This is a genomic window from Amycolatopsis sp. NBC_00345 (genome assembly GCF_036116635.1).
In the GTDB taxonomy this organism is placed as follows: domain Bacteria; phylum Actinomycetota; class Actinomycetes; order Mycobacteriales; family Pseudonocardiaceae; genus Amycolatopsis.
Genome location: NZ_CP107995.1, coordinates 8,132,995 through 8,152,050, shown reverse-complemented (window position 1 = coordinate 8,152,050; position 19,056 = coordinate 8,132,995). Strand labels below are relative to the sequence as shown.

Genomic DNA, 19,056 nt, shown 5'->3' with positions numbered 1-19,056 from the left:
CTAGGGAGCCGGCAGGTAGCCGGTCTCGATGAAGTAGTCGACGGTCGCGGCGAGCATCCCGGCGGTGACCGGTGGGCAGGACACGCCGACCGAGGCGAGTGCCTCCCGGGTCGCCGAGCTGTCGTCGCTGTCGTCGGGGGTGCCGGTGAGCTCGGTGAACGCGTCGAGCACCGGGTAAGCGGCGTTGTCCGGGTCGCTGCCCACGATGTCGGCCCACAGGCCCTCGGGCAGCTCCGCCAGCCCGTAGCCGCGGTCGGTGAGGGCGGCGACGACCGAGGCGAACGCCACCCGGTCCGGATGGGACAGCCGGAACTCGCCGACGGCCGACCGCCCGTCGCAAGCCAGTGCGGCAACGGCCGCCGCCGCGTAGTCGATCGGGATGACGTTGCTGGTCAGCTCGGTCAGTGGTGCCGATCCGGCTTGGACGCAGCCCCGCACGACCTGCCAGAGCAGCTCGTCGGTCCGGCAGGCGCCGCTCTCGCGGTGGCCGAACAACCGGGCGAGCCGGTAGGTCGAAACGGGCAGTCCGCGTTCACGGGCAAGCTCGGCCGGCCCCTCCCCGAGTGGCGCCGCGACCTGGTGCAGCGGCACCGTCCGGTGCAGTGCGGCCAGCCGCAGCACGTCCTCGGTCCGGCCACCGTCCGCGCCACAGTCGAAGACGCCCTCGGCGGTGCGGGCCAACGCGTCGAACGCCGGCTCGGTCAGGCCGAGCCGGGGCGCGGCCGGATCGCCGGGCACCGCGACAAGGCGACCGGGCACGTCGTCGTCCCGGAGCCGGTAGCGGCGCAGGGTGTCGCGCAGCTGTTCCACGCCTTCGGTTTCGGTGACCAGGCAGTGCACGGTGGCCGAGGTCCGGTCGAGCAGTTCGCGCAGCAGGAACGCGCCGAAGAAGCCGGTCGCGCCGATGACGAACAGATGCTCGGCCCCGGCCAGCCCGGCCGGGGCGAGCACCGCGGCGGGCACGATGTCCTCGGCCAGCCGGACCTGCGCGGACGGCGTTTCCTCGGCCGGCACCGGTGTTTCGCCCTCATCGACCAGGATCGCGGCGATCCGGGCGGCGAGCCCGTTGGGCGTCGGGGTCTGGTAGACGGCGTTGGTGGACAGCAGCCCGGTCAACCCGAGCTGGTGCACGAGCCGGTTGCGCAGCTCCAGCGATGCCAGTGAGTCGAAGCCGAGCGACATCAGCGGCAGATCCGGGGCGACCTCCTCGGCCGAGGCGAGGTTCGCCACCTGGGCCGCGTGCTGGGCGATGATCCGGACCAGTTCGGCCTCGCGCTGCTCGGTGGGCAGGCCGATGAGCAACGCGCGCAGCCGCTCGCGTTCCTGCCCGCTGTCGTCCGCCTTCACCGTGCTCTTGGCCTTGCGCAAGCGTCCCGCGTCCCGGGCCATGTCGCGCAACATCGCCGGCACCAGCGCGGCGTCCAGTGCCCTGGCCGGCTGGATCCGGCAGAGAATCGCCAGTGCGCTGCCGGCCGCGGTGGCCGCGTCGAACAGCGCGTTGCCGTCCTGAGCGTCCAGCGGCAGCAGCCCCCACCGGCCGAGCCGGGCGTGGTCCACGTCGGTCAGGCCCTCGGTCATGCCGGTCTCGACCTCCCACGGCCCCCAGGCCAGCGAGCTGCCCGGCCGGCCGTGCGCCCGGCGGTGGTGCACCAGCGCGTCCAGGAAGGCGTTGCCCGCGGCGTAGTTGGCCTGGCCAGGCGTGCCGAGCACACCCGCCACCGACGAATACACGATGAACGCGGACAGCTCGCGATCGCCGGTCAGCCGGTGCAGGTTCACCGCACCGTCCACTTTGGCGCGCAGGACGCGTTCGATCTGCGCGTCGGTGAGCGTTTCGATGGTCCCGTCGTCCAGCACGCCGGCCGCGTGCACGACCGCGCCGAGCGGCCGGTCGGCGGGAATGCTGTTCAGCAGTGCGGAAACCGCGTCGTAGTCGGCGACGTCGCAGGCCTCGATCCGCGCGGACGCCCCGAGTCCGGCCAGCTCGGCGACGAGTTCACGGGCGCCTGGCGCGCTCTCGCCGCGCCGGCCGGCCAGCACCAGGTGCCGGATGCCGTGCTCGGCGACGAGATGCCGGGCGAGCCGGCCGCCGAGTCCGCCGGTGCCACCGGTGATCAGCACGGTCCGGTCCGGGCCGGCCGGCGGCACGCTTGCCTGCTCCGTGCGCAGCGGGCCGATCCTCGGTGTGCTCAGGTGACCGTCACGGATGGCGATCTGGTCCTCCGCGGTCGCCAACGCCAGCGGCAGCACGGCGACCGAGGACGCTTCGTCGTCGGTGTCGACCAGGACGAACCGGCCCGGGTACTCGGCCTGAGCGGTCCGCACCAGGCCCCACACCGAGGCGCCGGCCAGATCGGCGACGTCCTCCTCGGGCATGGTGCCGACCGCGCGGTGCGTGATCACCGCGAGCCGAGTCGACGCGTCCGCGTTGGCGCCCAGCCACTCCCTGATCCGGGAGAGCACCTGGCGGACGTTGCCGACAGTGGACCGGGCCAGGTCGGTACCGGCGGACGGCGGGACGTCCAGCAGGTCCGGCTGCCGGCCGGGCCGGGCGTCGGCGGGCAGGGCGAGCGAGGTCCAGCGAACCGCGAACAGCGACTGCGTGGTCCCGCGCAGCAGCGACCCGGCCGGCCGGAAGGCCAGCGCGCCGATCCGGCCGACCGCGATGCCGTGCTCGTCGGCCAGTTCGACGCTGAATTCGGCGTCACCGATGGGCTTGATGTGCGCGCGGACCGCGCCGGCACCGAGTTCGTAGAGCCCGACGCCGGTCCAGGTGAACGGGAGCACCGCGTCCTTGCTCGCCATGGCGGCGAGGCAGCCGTGCAAGACCGCGTCGGTGAGGGCGGGATGCAGGCCGTAGTCCGCGGCATCCGAGGCGGCCGGTTCGGGCAGGCGGGCTTCCGCGAAGAATTCCGCTCCGCGCCGCCACAACCGCCGCAGGCCGCGGAAGACCGGGCCGTAGTTCAGCCCGGCCCGCTCGGCCAGGTCGTAGACGGCGTCGACGTCCACCGGCTCGGCGCCCGGCGGCGGCCATTCGACGGCGAACTCGTCCTCCGGCGGCTCCCACGAAGGGGACAGCACGCCGGTCGCATGCCGGGTCCAGTCGCCGATGCCACCGAGGCGGGAGTGCACGCTGACCCGGCGGGTGCCCTGCTCGTCAACGGCGCCCACGGTCACCTGGACCTGGACGGGGTCGTCGGCGGGCAGCACCAGCGGGGCTTCGAGCACCAGCTCGTCCACCCATTCGGCGCCCACCTGCTCCCCGGCCCGCAACGCCAGTTCCAGGATGGCGGTGCCGGGCAGCACCACCTCGTCGCCGACCGCGTGATCGGCCAGCCACGGCAAGGCGTCCAGCGAAAGGCGGGCGGTGAACAGGTGCCCGTCCACGTCCGCGAGCTGCACACCGGCACCGATCAGCGGATGCGCCGGGCGTTCCAGCCCGGCCGCGGCGAGATCGGCAGGCTCGGTGCGCGGCGCCTCGTCCAGCCAGTACCGCCGGCCCTGGAACGGGTAGGTGGGCAGCGCGACGGGCCGCGGCCGGGCCGGGGCGAAACCGGCGTTCCAGTCGACCGGCACGCCGTGCACGTGTGCCTGGGCCAGTGAAACCGTCAGCCGGTCGAGGCCGCCGTCGTCGCGGCGCAGCGTCGGCACGACCGTGGCGGCGGCACCGGTCGCCTCGATGGTGCCTTCCAGGCCGAACGCGAGCACCGGGTGCGGACTGATCTCGATGAACACGTGGTGGCCGGAGCCGAGCAGGGTGGCCGTCGCCGCTTCGAATTCGACCGGGCTGCGCAGATTGCGCCACCAGTACCGCGCGTCGAGTTCCCGGTGGTCGACGAGTTCGCCGGTGACCGTCGAGATCATCGGCACCGATCCCGGCCGCGGCCGGAGCTCACCGAGCGCGTCGAGCAGTTCGAGTTCGATCGGGTCCACCCGGTCGCTGTGCGACGCGTAGTCGACGTTGATGACGCGGGCGCGGATACCCGCTGCCTCGCACTCGGCCGCCAGCTCGGCGACCGCCTGCGGCGCACCGGACACGGTCACCGACTCCGCGCCGTTGACCGCGGCCACCGACAGCCGGCTGCCCCAGCGCGCGATCCGTTCACGGGCCGCCGCCGCGCCCAGTCCCAGCCCGATCATGGCGCCACTGCCCGACAACGGCAGCAGCATCCGGCTGCGCACCGCGACGATCCGCGCTCCGTCCACAAGCGACAGCGAGCCCGCGACACAGGCCGCAGCGATCTCGCCCTGCGAGTGGCCCACGACGGCGGCCGGCGTCACGCCGTGGTCCTGCCACACCCGGGCCAACGACACCATCACCGCCCACAGCACCGGTTGCACCACGTCGACCCGGTCCAGGCTCGGCGCGCCCGCCAGTACCTCCGACAGCGACCAGGACACGTGCGGGGCCAGTGCTTCACCGCACTCCGCAAGCGATTGCGCGAACACCGGGGACGATTCGGCCAGAGCCGTTGCCATGCCCAGCCACTGGCCGCCTTGGCCGGGGAACACGAACACCGGCCGTGGCTCGGCCCACGCGGTCCCGCGCACCAGTTGTGCGGCCGATTCGCCCTGCGCGAGCGTGGCCAGCCCGGAGATCAGCTCGTCCCGCCCCGAACCCACGATCACCGCACGGTGGTCGAACCGCGACCGGGTGGCCGCGAGCGAGAACCCGATGTCCTGCGGTCGCGCGGTTTCCGCGTACGGGATCAGCTGCGTCGCCTGGTCGCGCAGGCCGGCCTCGCTACGCGCGGAGAGCACCCAGGGCAGCACGCCGATCTCGCCCGCGTCCTCGGTCTCCGGCGTTTCCCCCGGCGCCTCTTCCACGATCACGTGCGCGTTGGTCCCGCTGATCCCGAACGAGGAGACCCCGCACCGCCGTGGCCGGTCGCCGCGCGGCCAGGCCCGCTGCTTCGCCAGCGGCTCGACCCCGCTCGCCGCCCAGTCCACATGCCGTGACGGCGCGGAGAAGTGCACCAGCGCGGGCAGGGTTTCGTGGTGCAGCGCGAGCACCATCTTGATCACCCCGGCCACGCCCGCCGCGGCCTGCGGATGACCGATGTTCGACTTGACGCTGCCCACCCACAGCGGAGCGTCCGCGGGGCGATCGACGCCATAGGTCGCGATGAGCGCGCCTGCTTCGATCGGGTCGCCCAGTGTGGTGCCGGTGCCGTGCGCCTCGACCGCGTCCACGTCGGCGGGCGCGAGGCCGGCCGCGCGCAACGCGTCGCGGATGACCCGTTGCTGCGAGGGCCCGTTGGGCGCGGTCAGGCCGTTGCTCGCGCCATCGGAGTTGACCGCGGAGCCACGGACCACGGCGAGCACCCGGTGCCCGTTCGCCTTGGCGTCGGAGAGCCGCTCCAGCATGAGCATGCCGACGCCCTCGCCCCAGCCCGCGCCGTCCGCGGTGTCGGAGAACGGTTTGGAGCGGCCGTCCGGGGCCAGCCCGCCCTGCTTGGACATCTCGGTGATCACCCGCGGCCGGCACATCACGGTCGCGCCGCCCGCGAACGCGAGCGAACACTCGCCGCGGCGCAGCGAGTCGGCCGCCGAGTGCAGCGCGACCAGCGACGAGGAGCAGGCCGTGTCGAGGGTGATCGCCGGTCCCTGCAAGCCGAGGGTGTAGGCGATCCGGCCGGACGCGACGCTGCCCAGCTCCCCGGTCAGCAGGTACCCCTCGGCGTCGTCCGGCGGGGAGGACAACGGGAGGCTGTAGTCCTGGTAGATCACCCCGGCGAACACACCGGTGCGGCTGCCGGCCAGCGTGGCCGGGTCGATCCCGGCCCGCTCGCAGGACTCCCACGCGCATTCCAGCAGCAGCCGCTGCTGCGGGTTGATCGCGGCCGCCTCGCGCGGCGTGATCCCGAAGAACGCGGCGTCGAAGTCGGCGGCGTCGTGCAGGAAGCCGCCCTCGCGCACGTAGGTGGTGCCGGGGTGGTCCGGATCGGGGTGGTAGAGGCGATCGATGTCCCAGCCGCGGTCGACCGGGAAGGGCCCGATCGCGTCGCCCTCGGCCGCCACCAGGTCCCACAGGTCCTGCGGCGAGCGCACCCCACCGGGGAATCGGCAGGCCATCCCGATGATCGCGATCGGCTCGGTGAGCTGCGCGTTGAGCCGCTCGTTCTCCTTCAACGACTCGCGTAGTGCCTCGACCAGCTCGTCAACAGACGTGTTCACTGTTCCCCCAACAGGTGTTCATGGCAGGACTGCGCGGGCGCGGGCTGAGCGCGCCGGTCAGCCGAGGTTGTTCGAACGCTTGGTACGCAACGCCATCCGGACGAGTTCAGCGCCGTCCATGTCGTCGAACGAGCGCGCGGCGGGCACGACGGCCTCGTCGTGGTCGGCCGGGCCGGGCTGGTCCGGGTCCAGCTCGGCGAGCAGGTAGTCCGTGAGCGCACGCGGTGACGGATAGTCGTAGAGCAGGGTGGCCGGCAGCCGGAGCCCGGTCGCGGCGCGCAGCCGGTTGCGCAGTTCGACACTGGTCATCGACTCGAATCCCAGTGCCTTGAAGGAAAGGTCGGCCGCGATCGGGATCGACGATTCCAGGCCGAGCACGACGGCGATCTCGCCGGAGAGCAGCTCCCGCACATCGGCCGGGGCCGTGATCGGCTCACTGCTCGCGGCCGGCAGCTCAGGAGCTTCGTCGACCGCCGGCAGGCCGGGTGCGGTGAGCCAGTAGCGCTTGCGCTCGAACGGATACGTCGGCAACGCGACCCGGTGCGCCGAGGCCGGGGTGAAACAGCCACCCCACTCGACCGGAACACCGTGCACGTGCGCCTGGGCCACGGAGGTCAGCATGCGGTCGAGGCCGCCGTCGTCGCGCCGCAAGGTGCCGACCACCACGGCACTCGCGTCCGCGGCCTCGATCGTTCCTTCCAGCCCGAAGGCCAGGACCGGATGCGGGCTGATCTCGATGAACACGTGGTGGCCAGTGGCCAGCAGGGTGCGCGAGGCCGCCTCGAACTCGACCGTCTGACGCAGATTGCGCCACCAGTACCCGGCGTCGAGCTGTTCGTGACGGATGAATTCACCGGTCACCGTCGAGATCATCGGCACCACGCCGGACCGCGGCCCCACCGGGGCCAACGCGTCCAGCAGCTCGTCCTTGACCGGTTCGACCTGGCTGCTGTGCGACGCGTAGTCCGCGTTGACGGTGCGGGCCCGGATGTCCGCGGCCTCGCACTCGGCCTGCAACTCGGCGATCGCATCCGGTTGCCCGGACACCACCACCGAGCCGGGCCCGTTGACCGCGGCGACCGACAGCCGGCTGCCCCAGCGCGCCATCCGCGTGCGCGCCTGCTCGGCGTCCAGCCCCAGCGACAGCATGGCTCCGCTGCCGGACAGCGGCACCACCGCCTGGCTGCGTCGGGCGACCACCCGCGCGCCGTCGTTCAACGACAACGCACCGGCCACGCACGCCGCCGCGATCTCACCCTGCGAATGGCCCACCACCGCGGCCGGCTCGACGCCGAAATCGCGCCACACCTGCGCCAGCGACACCATCACCGCCCACAGCACCGGCTGCACCACGTCCACCCGGTCGAGCCCGGGCGCGCCCGGCACCCCCGCCAGCACGTCCTCCAGCGACCACGGCACGTACGGCGCGAGCGCCTCGCCGCATTCGGCAAGGCATTTGGCGAACACCGGCGACGACCGCGCCAGCTCCGCCGCCATGGCCGGCCATTGCCCGCCCTGACCGGGAAACACGAAGACCGGTTTGGCCTCCGCCCAGGCCGTCCCGCGCACCACCTGCGGCGACGATTCCCCCCGGGACAGCCGGATCAGGCCGGGCACCAGTTCGGCCCGCCCGCGCCCCAGCACCACGGCCCGGTGATCGAACCGCGACCGGGTCACCGCCAGCGAGAACCCGACGTTCTCCGGCCGCTCCGCCTCGGCGACCGCGACCAATCCGGTTGCCTGCGCCCGTAATCCGGCTTCGCTGCGCGCGGACACCACGAAGGGCAGCACACCGGCCACCCCGGAACCGTCCGCCGCCGATGCTTGTTCGCCGGCTTCTTCGATGATCACGTGCGCGTTCGTGCCGGCCACGCCGAACGAGGACACTCCGGCGCGGCGCGGCCGGTTCCCACGCGGCCAGGCCGCTGCCTTCGCCAGCGGCGACACCCCGCCCGCGGCCCAATCCACTTCGGTCGAGGGCGAGGAGAAGTTCGCCAATCCGGGCAGCACCGCGTGCCGCAACGCCATGACCGTCTTGATCACGCCGGCCACCCCGGCGGCGGCCTGTGCGTGGCCGAGGTTCGACTTCGCGCTGCCGACCAGCAACGGCCGTCCGGCCGGCCGGTCGGCCCCGTAGGTCGCGACCAGTGCCGACGCCTCGGCCCGGTCACCGGCCGTCGTCCCCGATCCGTGCGCTTCCACCGCGTCGACCTCGGCCGCGGACAGACCGGAGTTGGCCAGCGCGCGCACGATCAGCCGTTCCTGCGCGGCCGCGCTGGGCACCGTGAGACCTTCGGTCGCGCCATCGGAATTGATCGCCGAACCGCGGATCACCGCGAGCACCCGATGCCCGTTCGCGTGCGCGTCCGACAGCCGGGCCAGCATGATCATGCCCGCGCCTTCGGACCAGACCGTGCCGTCCGCGTCCGCGGAAAACGGCTTCGCCCGGCCGTCCGGGCTGAGCCCGTGCTGCCTGGTGAATTCGGTGAAGAACCCTGGAGTGGGCATGATCGAGACGCCGCCGGCCAGCGCGAGATCACAGTCGCCGGCGCGAAGTGCTTGCACGGCAAGGTGAATCGCGACCAGCGAACCGGAGGACGCGGTGTCGACCGTGATCGCGGGCCCGACCACACCCAGCGTGTACGCGATCCGGCCGCTGATCGCGCTGGGGATGTTCCCGGTGAGCATCAGCCCCGCCGAGCCTTCCGGCGCCAGATGCATCGGCGGCCCGTAGTCGGTCGACAGCCGGGCCGCGAAAACGCCGGTGTTCGTGCCGGTCAACGAGCGCGGGTCCAGCATGGCGCGTTCGCACGCCTCCCACGACACCTCGAGCAGGACGCGCTGCTCAGGATGCATGGCCCGGGCCTCGCGCGGCGAGATGCCGAAGAACCCGGCATCGAATTCGGCCGCCTCCAGGAAGCCGCCGCGCTGCACCGAACTGGACCCGGCCTGACCGGGATCCGAGCGGAGCCGGTCGAGATCCCAGCCCCGGTCGTCGGGAAAATCGGTGATGGCGGTCGAGCCGGTCGCGAGGAATTCCCAGAGTTCCTCGGGCGATGCCAGTCCTCCCGGGTACCGGCACGCCATGCCGATGATCGCTATCGGTTCCGCCGTTTTGTCGCTCGCCACCAACGTGGACATGCTTCCCCCAAGTCGAGGCAACCCTGGCCGGGCTGCCGACTACCTGAATCTCGCGCCCAGCGGACGACCCCACGTCCATCTGGGCCGGCGTCCCTCAACGCCGATGCGGACAGGCTGAAACACCACTCAGCCGCGGCGGCTTCCGGATGATCTGAAGTGGATGACGGAAAGGTGCTCGGCTCCGTTGCCGTGTTTCTCGCCGCGAACGCGGATCAGTGGTAATTCGAGGCTAGGGCCGGTACTCCCGAAGGTCAAGACCGCGTGACGGTAAAACTCCCGCCGCCGTCGGCGAATTGTCCCATCTGCCCCGGAAATCAAGGGGTGATGAGGACTTTCAGACCAGTACGCTGTTGCGCGACCTCGAACGCCTCCGGTGCTTGCGCCATTGAGAACCGGAAAGACACCAATGGATCCAACGCGATAACGCCGCGTGCGGCCAAGTCGATGGTGCGCGGGTAGACCTCACCCATTCGGCGCACCATCGCGATTGTCAACTCTTTTCCGCGGGCGACCGAAGCACGGAACGTGGTCGTGTCCGAGCCGGGAATACCGCCGAGCACCACCCGCCCACCCGGTCGTACCGACTCCATCGCGATGCGCACGGCGTCGTCGTTGCCGGCCATCTCGAACGCCACATCCACCCCGCACGCGGAAAAATCCTCGGCCGGGTCGAGGACTTCGTCGGCGCCCCAGGTGGCCGCGGCGTCCCGTCGGTGCGGCAGTGGCTCGACCGCGATCAGCCTGGACGCGCCGGCGGCACGCAGCAACTGGATCAGCAGCAGGCCGACCGGTCCGCAGCCGACGACCGCGGCCGAGCCACCGAAGGGAAGGCGGCCGATGTCCACCGACCACAGTGCGACGCCGAGCGGCTCCAACATCGCGCCGGCCGCGTCGGATACGCTGTCGGGCAACGGATGCAGCCGATTCGATGGCCACGGCATGACTTCGCGCAGCATTCCGTCGGTCCGGCCGTGCCCGGAGAACACTATTTCGTAGCAGAGGTTCTGCGCACCGTCGCGGCACGCCCGGCACTTCTCGCAGGGGATCGCCGGATCGATCGCGACCCGCTCCCCCCGGCGCGGCCCGGACACGATCTCGCCCGCCCCTTCATGTCCTGGGACGACCGGTATTTCGAGTTCGGCGTCGCCGATCGCACCGTCTTCGTACCAGTGCAGATCCGACCCGCAGATCCCCACCGCGGCCACCCGTACCAAGCTTTCCCCCGCGCCCGCGGTCGGCGCCGGTTCGTCCCCGACCCGCAGGTCCACGATCCCGTGCAGTCTCGCTGTTCGCATTTTCCCGACTGTATAGCGGGTTCCGGCGAAGTGTCCATGTTCGTTTTTGTGCTCGCGCCCACCATTCGCATCAAGTAGCTTTGAGCCCATGACCGCACCGCCCGGCGACATCGTCCCGTTCCGGGTGAACATCCCGGAAACAGCAGTGGCCGACACCCGCGATCGGCTGCGCCTGACTCGATGGCCCGAAACGGAAACCGTCGACGACTGGTCACAGGGCACACCGCTGGCCTACGTTCGTGAGCTGTGCAAGTACTGGCTGACCGAATACGACTGGCCGGCCGCACAGGAAAGGCTGAACCGCTTCCCGCAGTTCACCACCGAGCTCAACGGGCTGCGCATCCATTTCCTGCACGTCCGCTCACCGCACCCGGACGCGGTGCCGCTGCTGATCACGCACGGCTGGCCCGGCTCGGTGCGCGAGTTCCACAAGGTCGTCGGCCCGCTCACCGACCCGGTCGCGTTCGGCGGCAGCGCGGCAGACGCGTTCCACGTGGTGTGCCCGTCCCTGCCGGGATACGGGTTCAGCGGAAAACCCACGCGGACCGGTTGGGGCACCGAGCGGATCGCGGACACCTGGGATGAGCTGATCCGCAAACTCGGCTACCCGCGTTACGGCGCACAGGGCGGCGACTGGGGTGCCCGGATCACCATGACGCTGGGCCGGCGGCATCCGGACAACCTCATCGGCATCCACCTGAACATGGTGCCGTTCCCGGTACCGGACAACACCGACGATCTCACCGACCGGGAGCGTTCGGCGCTGGAACGACTGTCCCGGCACCGTGCCGAGGGATCGGCATACGCCGCCGTGCACACGACCCGGCCGCAGAGCATCGGCTACGGCCTGACCGACTCGCCGGCCGCGCTCGCCGCCTGGCTCACCGACAAGTTCGAGGCGTGGAGCGACTGCGGCGGTGACCCGGGCACCGCGTTCACCAACGACGAGCTCATCGACAACCTCCTGATGTACTGGCTGCCCGCGACCGGCGCTTCGGCCGCGCGGCTCTACTGGGAAAGCTTTGCCGGCGCCGGCAAGGAGACGCCGGTCCCGGTACCGGTCGGGTGTTCGGTTTTCCCGGCGGACTACTACCAGCCGTCGCGGCGGCTGGCGGAGCCGCAATTTCCGGATCTGCGTTACTGGCACGAACTCGACCAGGGCGGGCACTTTCCCGCACTGGAACAACCGGCCGCGTTCGTCGAGGAGGTCAGGGCGGCGTTCAGGCTGTTCCGCTGACCTCCCCGGTCCCGGCTCGCAGGTGTGGGCGGTCGCGTTCGGCCCACCGGATGACCGGGGGAACGGCCAGACCGGTCAGCGCGAAGAGGGCGCCGACGACCCACCATCCCGGGACGCCCCACCCGATGCACAAGGTGATCAGCAGGGCGGGACCAAGAGTGACGCCCAGACCGAGGCCCATGCCGAACAGCCCCTGATACTGGCCGACCGCATGTCGCGGAGCCAACGCGAAGGACAGCTCGAAGCCGCCCGCGGCCTGCCAGATCTCGCCGACGGTATGGATGATCACCGCGATCGGCAGCAGCACCATGGCGAGCCATACGGGAGTTTCCGCCATGAAGGAGATCATCACGGCGGCGATCAGGAAGGCGAAGCCCGCGCGGCGGAACGCCCGGCCGCCCAGTACCGGGGTGGTGACGCCGCGGCTGGCCCGCACTTGGAAAAGAATGACAATGGCGGTGTTGACCAGCATCACCACCGAGACCGACCACTTCGGCGCCAGGATCCGGTCCACCAGCCACAGCGGCACGGCCGCGGTCAGCACGCGGTACTGGATCGCCATCAAGCCGTCCAGCAAGGTCAGCACGAGGTAGGGACGGTCCCGCAATGCCACCCATCGCGCTCCGGTGCGCACGGGCTTCGGCGTGATGCGGGGCAGGAACAGCACGAGCATCGCCGATGCCGCATACGAAACCGCGCTGCCCCCGATCAGCAGCAGGTACGCGTAGCTGGTGTCGACCGCGACCCCCCAGCCCGCGAGCAGCGCCCCGAGCGAGACGCCGACGTTGGTGATCGCGCGCAGGTATCCGCGGAATTCGGCGGGCCGCTCCCCGCCGTACTCCTGCACGAGCGGGCCGCGCGCGGCCTGTCCCGCGGTCTGCGCGACGGCGCCGAGGCTCGCGAAAGCCAGGAATGTCCAGAAGTCGTGCGCGAGGCACAGGCCGGCCATCGACACCATGCCCAGCCCCAGCGTCACCGAGTAGACCGTGGTCGCGCTGCGCCGGTCGGCCAGGTGACCGAACGGTATCCCCGCCGCCAGCGACACCGCCCCCGCGATGGTCAGGCCGATACCCACCTGGGCCGTCGGCAGATGCACCGCGTTGGTGAAGTACAGAACTCCCGCGGTGAGGTAGACGCCGTAACCGGTTGTGCTCACCAACGTGGCGAACGCGAGCAACCGGGCCGGGCGGCCACCGCTCTTCGGGAGTACGTGCGCGGTCCATCGGCGCAGGCGGGTGTCCAGGATCATGCGCCTGCCGAACCCTTGACCATGGCTTCATCGGACGTGGTGACGAACCGGACCGAGGAAGCCAGCTCCTCGGCGAGTTCGCGCGCCAGCGTCGAGGTCCGCGCACCGACGACGATCAGCCCGACCCGGTCGCCGGAGCGGTGCAGCGGCGGGATATCGGTGCCGGGCCCGGCCGAGAGCTCCGCGTGCAGTACTGCCGGGTGAGCGAGGACCTCGTCCCAGCCCTCGATCGTGACGACCTGGCCCGGCGGCGGGGTCAGGTAGCGCACCGCCGCGCCGCGGGTCGGCTCGAGCGGGCCGGGTGTCTGCGGCAGGCCGAGCAGGTCGTCGATGATCAGCCCGAAGAGCTCGATACCGGGAATGGCGTACTCGAGCATCTTGTGGATCCAGTCGCCGCCGAAACGGCTGTGCACCTCGCCGAGCACGACGCCGGTCGGCGTCAGCCAGATCTCGGCGTGGAAGGCACCGCTGCGCAGCCCGAGGGCGAGCAGCGCGGCGGACACCGTTTCGTCGATCTCCCGGCGCCGGGGCTCGGGTAGATCCGCGGGCAGGGTGTGCGCGGTTTCGACGAAGAACGGCGGTGGGACCGTCTCCTTCGCGGTGACGGCCAGGATCCTGGGCCGGCCGCGCTGGAAGATCCCCTCGACGCTGAACTCCGGCCCGGACACGAACTCCTCGACCAGGAACGTGCCGGCGTCGGGCAGCAGCGCCAGCGCCGCGGGCAGGTCGTCGGCCGAGGAGATCTGGCTGACGCCGGTGCTGCCCATGGCGTCGCGTGGTTTGACGATCCACGGTCCCGCGGTCTCCCGCAGGAAGCCCGCCGCGTCGGCCGCGCTCGCGCACAGCCGGACGGCGGGCTGGGCGAATCCCGCCGCGGCCAGCGCCGCCCGGCAGGCGTCCTTGGTGCGGATCCGGCGGATCACCTCCGGGGCGTTGCCCGGTGCCCCGACGGCCTCCGCCGTCTCGGCCGCCGCGACCTGGGCCATCTCCAGCTGGGCGAGCACCGCCACGATGTGCTCGCCCGCCGCGACGCGACGCCGCGCCCACTCCGCGGTCTCTCCCGGCTCGGTGAACCCCACGGCCGCGGCCTCGTCGGCCGAGGCCACGATCGACGGCATGGCCGCGAGGTCCGAGGCGGTGCTGGTGACCAGCGTGCGGACCCCGCGGGCGGCAGCTTGCGCGAGCACCGCCTCGGTCAGGTCCACGCTGAAGGCCAGGAGTGGGCGGGCGCCACCGACGAGCATCAGGGTCGGCTTCATTCCCCCGTACCCGCGGCGACCGGCTCGCGATCGCGCAGAGTGTTGACCAGCTGGCAGAACTCCTCGATCTCCGTGGTCGACATGTTCGCGCGCAGCATCACCCGCAAGCCCGCCTTGCCACGGCCGATGATCGGGAAGAAGATCGGCGGCACGAAGAAGCCGGCGCGCTGCAGGTCCTGAGCGAGCGTGACGGTCCCGGCCTCGGAGCCCACCTCCACGAACCGGATCGGCAGGCCGTCACCGCGCTCACCGGTCTCGACCAGGCTGTCGAACAGGGTGATGTTGGCCTGCAGCCGGTTCTGCAGCTCGATCAGCTCGGCGGAGCGGTGCAGTTCGGCCGACGCGAGCACGGCGCCGAGGCCCGCGGTGTTGATCCGCTGCGACCACATCAGCGGGGCGGCGCTGCGCTGGGCGATGTCGACCCGCTCCTTCGAACCGCGGCGACCGAGGAAAATCGCCCCGCCGGAGGCGCCGAAACCCTTGTTCAACGACGTGATGATCACCGTGCGGTCGTTGATCTCACCCATCGCCTCCAGCACGACGCCGCGCCCGTGCTTCCCGACGGTCGAGATGCTGTGCGCCTCGTCGAGGAGCAGGAACAGGCCGTACTTCTCCTGCAGGCGCAGCAATTCGGCGATCGGGGCCTGGCCGCCGGTGCTGTACACGCCGTCGGTCACGTACGCGACCTGCCGGTGCTGCTTGCACAGGTCTTCCAGTGCTTCGACGTCGTTGTGCCGGATCGTGACGATCTCGGCCTCGTCCGCCACATTCGGCTTCATCGCGTTCAGGCAGAAGTGCGCGTGCTTGTCGAACACCATCAGCGGCGGGACGCCGTCGGTGAACAGGCCCGAGGCGACCAGCGGCAAGGCCGTCCAGGCCGCGGTGGCACAGGAGTTGACGGTGACTGCCTCGACATCGAACAGCTCCGACAACGCGGCCTCGGCGTCCTCGAGCACGCCGAACCGGAGCCGCATGCGTGAGGACGAGGTGTTGAGAGCTCCTTCGGCGAGCACTGCGTCGGCCGCGGCCCGGACCAGTCGTGGGTGCGTGTCGAGCCCGAGGTAGGAGTAGGACGACATGTTGACGAACTCGTGGCCGTCGGCGAGCACGCGGTGCCTGCCGTCGCCGAGTCCGGCGACGGGGATGCCGAACAGGCCTGACTCCTTGGTGACGTCCCAGAAGTCGGTACAGATGCTCACGGACTTCTTGATGTTGAGGAACTGGTGCATGGTGCCCTTGATCTCCTTGGGTGATGAGAACGTGATCGCGTGAATCCGGCTGTCGCGGGTGGTCACACCGGCATGGCCACCGGCTGTTGCCGGGGCTCGGTTATCGCCGGCGGCCGAGTCGTGTGGTGTTTGCCGGCGCTGCGGTAGAGGGTGTCGTGGATTCCGTCGGCGATCAGCAGCGCGCCCAGGTCACGGCGGGCTTTGGCGATCGGCGAGTCGGCCTGGTACCCGAAGGCCCCGAGCAGTTGCGCGAGCTCGGTGGCCGCCTGGTGGGCGGTGTCGACGCCGTGCGCCTTCAGCTCCCAGCCCCACTGCTCGGCCCGGTCGAACCCGGTGCCGGCCAGCTGCGCGGCCACGGCGGTGCCCAGCAGCGCGGTCGTCAGCTGGGCGTGGGTCCGGCCGAAGGTGACCAGGGCGGTGTCGCGCAGCCGGGCGAAGTCCCCGCTGGCCTGCCGGTGCCTGAGATGGGCGTTGGCGGTGTCGAACACGGCTGCGGCACCGCCGAGCGCGGTGGCGGTCACCAGTGGCCGGTAGGCGGTGAAATGCTTGCGCAGCAAGGACATTCCGTGACCGAGCAGGACATCCCGGTCCGGATCGACCGGCACGGCGTCGAGGTCGAGAACGCCCCAGGTCCACCCGGCGAGGCCCGCCGGCGACAGCTGCTCGCGAGACACGCCCGGATCGGCGGCGTCGATCGCCGCGGCGACCAGGTTGCCGTCCGGGTCCTGGAAGAACACGACGAACACCGCGGCCTCGGTGAGCCGGCTGATCCACTTCTTGCGGCCGCTGACCAGCCAGGTCCCGTCCGGGCCGACCGTGGCGCGGGTGCGCGCTGCGACGGTACGGGAACCGCCGTGCGGTTCGGTCGTGGCGAGGCCGACGAGCTCACCGGCCGCCATGCGCGATCCCCAGCGGTCGCGAAGCGCGGGGTGTCCGTGCTGGTCGATCAGCCGGCCGTGGCCGAGGGTCACCGCGTCGCGCAGGTCGATGTCCCGGTAGCCGCAGACGAACTGCGCCAGAACCCCGTACAGCGGCGAGTGGGTCATCGTGTCCAGGAAGCCGCGTTCGACCATCGCCAGCCGGACGGCCTTGAGCCGACGGGAGCGCTCGACCCCGTCCGGCAGGTCAATGGGGTGTGCGGCGAGCACCGAGTCCAGCTCGGTCGCCATAGCGGCCAGCTGGTCCCAGTCGGCCTCGCCGGCGGGATCGAGAACCGGGCGCATCGGCCGAAGCCAGGTGTCGATCGCGTCGCCGGTCACGGCCGGCCTCCCGGTGTACGCGCGCCGGGCAGCCGTAGACCGGCGCCGGCAGGACGTCGGAGTTTTCTTGGCATGTGTGTTACCGACCTTCGCATTGTCAATGTGTGTCGGATCCAGACCGCCGCACCGGGAGGATTGCTCGAACTCCCTGGTGACGGCGCATCACGGGTTACTCATCGCGGCCAGCGCGAAATAAGGCCTCGCGGCCTGGCCGATGTGTCCACAGCACAAATCATCGAGGCGGCCGCTTACCGCAGCGAATGTCCCGTGCTGACAACGTCTTCACGGTGGACAGCCGCCATCGGATTTCCCTTGCGCCCCGCCATAGACGACGGTCGGCGCAGTGATCGACTAAGCCTCAGTGCACAATTCTCGTCATTCCCGGCGACCAGATACCTGGCCGGAGAAGATCACATGGCACTCGAGATACGTGTCGATTCCCATTCAGAATCCCCCAAGACTCCCCAGAGTCGCGCGCTGCCTGAAGCATTTAACTCAAGCGACTCCCCCTCGCATAATGGATGTTACAATAAGATCGCGCGTTTGTCAACCCTGCGAGAGGGTAGCCGCGCCATTTCGAATCCTAAGAATAAAAGACGAGAAGGTAGCAACAACACGACCTCCAGATAACGAACATACCACCCAGACCGACCGTTCAAATGCCTTCCAGTACCGAATCCGAGGGCCGCGATGGCAGGTATATCAAGCCGCTGACCTGGGACAACGACCAAAAAGGCGCCTTGATCATCCGCCGATATACAGCGTCGCCCACCATCATCGAGAAATGATCCCAGCGATAGTGGGACCGTATAGTGCGTTCGCAGTTCCTTGCGCCAGATCACCACCCCCAAGGCCATGACCGGTCGTCAGAACAGCGGCCGGCCGACGGTTGAGCGGTTGCCGGTGAGCACGAGGGAGTGTCCAGTCCCCGCGTGGACGCAGCAAAAAGGCCACCCGCTCGGCGGATGGCCTTTTAACTTCCGACGTTGCGCTCGTGCTCACCGGCGTTCACACGGGCAAGGGTTCTAGTGACAACCCTGGGGTGGAGCTGAGGGGAATCGAACCCCTGACCCCCGCCTTGCAAAGGCGGTGCTCTACCAATTGAGCTACAGCCCCGGGTACGGGCGGCGGGATGCCGCCCGTCCGAAGATCAGTTACGCGAGGCGTCCGTGGCCTTGGCCGGCGTGGTGCCGTTCGCCGAGATCGGGCCCGTGGGAGCCGTGGCTTCACGCCACAGGTCAGCCTCGGCCTTGGCCGCCTTGTTGCGCTTGACGACAAACAGAACGCCGCCCGCGACGACCGCGAGTGCCAACAGCTTCTTCACCTGAAGCCCCCTTCTCCGACTTGCTTAGTTACCCCACGATGCTACTGCACTCGCCGAGCGCCGGACCCGCCGGTTCCCAGCCCCTTGGTTCCACGTGGAACCAAGGGCGACGCGCGTCACTCCGAGACTGGAATACCGGCACCGGCCGGATAGTTGAACCCCCTGGTCGGTGCGCCCACCGTGTCCCCCGGGCTCACACCTTTGCCTTCGCGGAGTTCCGTTCGGCTGGAACCGCGTCGCGCCCTCCGCCGAGAGGCGACCGTGCGCGCGCCGACCGTGCACAACTCAGCCCTGCCGGCACTTCTCTTCCCGGCAGGGCTGACCCATACCTACAGCCGTTTCCGCACCCCTCGAGCCCCGAAGCGACCAACTCGGCCCGGCCCGTCGCGACGCCGTAAACCACCTCGAACCACGGCCCCAGCCGATGCCACGCCCGCTCTCGCCCGCCGACGCACAAGTCGGACCAGTCGATGACGCCACTGATCCGCCCCCCGTCCATCAGGCCAAGGCGCTCCGCGCCCTATGCCGACCCAGCCCACCTAGCCAGGGCGCAGGCGCTCCGCGCCCCATGCCCTCACCTCAGGCACCGACACTCCGCGCCCCATGCCCTCACCTCAGGCACCGACACTCCGCGCCCCATGCCCTCACCTCAGGCACCGACACTCCGCGCCCCATGCCGCCCACGCTGGTCCCGTCACCGACCGCACCGTGGGGGTCTGGGGGCTCGGCCCCCAGAAACGAAAAACACCCGGTCACGTTTGCGCTTCTCAGCAAACATGACCGGGTCAACCGGGTGGGCCCACCAGGACTTGAACCTGGGACCTCTTCGTTATCAGCGAAGCGCTCTAACCACCTGAGCTATGGGCCCGTCGAACGGGGAGAACTT

The 19,056-nt window shown here is 70.5% G+C and carries 8 protein-coding genes, 2 tRNA genes and 1 pseudogene; 1 reads left to right on the top strand and 10 read right to left on the bottom strand.

The features are described 5' to 3' along the window. The 3 genes and pseudogenes from OG943_RS36750 to OG943_RS36740 form a co-directional block, all read right to left on the bottom strand. Nucleotides 1-6,141 (bottom strand): annotated as a pseudogene (locus tag OG943_RS36750) (SDR family NAD(P)-dependent oxidoreductase); the annotation flags it as partial. A gap of 93 nt (nucleotides 6,142-6,234) precedes the next feature. Then, complete coding sequence (locus OG943_RS36745; protein WP_328605511.1) at nucleotides 6,235-9,318, bottom strand: type I polyketide synthase; 3,084 nt, start codon at nucleotides 9,316-9,318, stop codon at nucleotides 6,235-6,237. Between the two features lie 314 nt (nucleotides 9,319-9,632). Beyond that, a complete protein-coding gene (locus OG943_RS36740) occupies nucleotides 9,633-10,613 on the bottom strand; it encodes a zinc-dependent alcohol dehydrogenase (RefSeq protein ID WP_328605510.1) in 981 nt (326 codons plus the stop codon). 88 nt (nucleotides 10,614-10,701) lie between these two features. Between OG943_RS36740 and OG943_RS36735 the strand changes: the two genes are divergently transcribed. Continuing rightward, nucleotides 10,702-11,850: an epoxide hydrolase family protein gene (locus OG943_RS36735; RefSeq protein WP_328605509.1), complete on the top strand. Its 1,149-nt coding sequence runs from the start codon at nucleotides 10,702-10,704 to the stop codon at nucleotides 11,848-11,850. Here the strand turns inward: OG943_RS36735 and OG943_RS36730 are convergent. The 7 genes from OG943_RS36730 to OG943_RS36700 all read right to left on the bottom strand — a co-directional run bounded on the left by OG943_RS36730 (nucleotide 11,834) and on the right by OG943_RS36700 (nucleotide 19,038). Next, nucleotides 11,834-13,099 carry an MFS transporter gene (locus OG943_RS36730; RefSeq protein ID WP_328605508.1) on the bottom strand — a complete coding sequence of 422 codons (1,266 nt, stop codon included), beginning with the start codon at nucleotides 13,097-13,099 and terminating at the stop codon, nucleotides 11,834-11,836. The genes OG943_RS36735 and OG943_RS36730 overlap by 17 nt on opposite strands. After that, nucleotides 13,096-14,358, bottom strand: a complete 1,263-nt coding sequence (locus OG943_RS36725) for an ATP-grasp domain-containing protein (RefSeq protein ID WP_328605507.1) — start codon at nucleotides 14,356-14,358, stop codon at nucleotides 13,096-13,098. Before OG943_RS36725 ends, OG943_RS36730 begins: the two co-directional genes overlap by 4 nt. Further along, on the bottom strand, nucleotides 14,355-15,653 hold the full coding sequence (locus tag OG943_RS36720) for an 8-amino-7-oxononanoate synthase family protein (protein WP_328605506.1): 1,299 nt from the start codon (nucleotides 15,651-15,653) through the stop codon (nucleotides 14,355-14,357). The genes OG943_RS36725 and OG943_RS36720 overlap by 4 nt, the downstream gene beginning before the upstream one ends. Continuing rightward, complete coding sequence (locus OG943_RS36715; RefSeq protein ID WP_328605505.1) at nucleotides 15,650-16,846, bottom strand: acyl-CoA dehydrogenase family protein; 1,197 nt, start codon at nucleotides 16,844-16,846, stop codon at nucleotides 15,650-15,652. The genes OG943_RS36720 and OG943_RS36715 overlap by 4 nt, the downstream gene beginning before the upstream one ends. Before the next feature lie 1,043 nt (nucleotides 16,847-17,889). Then, a tRNA-Ala gene (locus tag OG943_RS36710) sits at nucleotides 17,890-17,962 on the bottom strand. A 34-nt stretch (nucleotides 17,963-17,996) separates the two neighbouring features. Beyond that, complete coding sequence (locus tag OG943_RS36705) at nucleotides 17,997-18,170, bottom strand: DLW-39 family protein (RefSeq protein ID WP_328605504.1); 174 nt, start codon at nucleotides 18,168-18,170, stop codon at nucleotides 17,997-17,999. 794 nt (nucleotides 18,171-18,964) lie between these two features. After that, nucleotides 18,965-19,038, bottom strand: a tRNA-Ile gene (locus OG943_RS36700). Nucleotides 19,039-19,056: the final 18 nt, after the last annotated feature.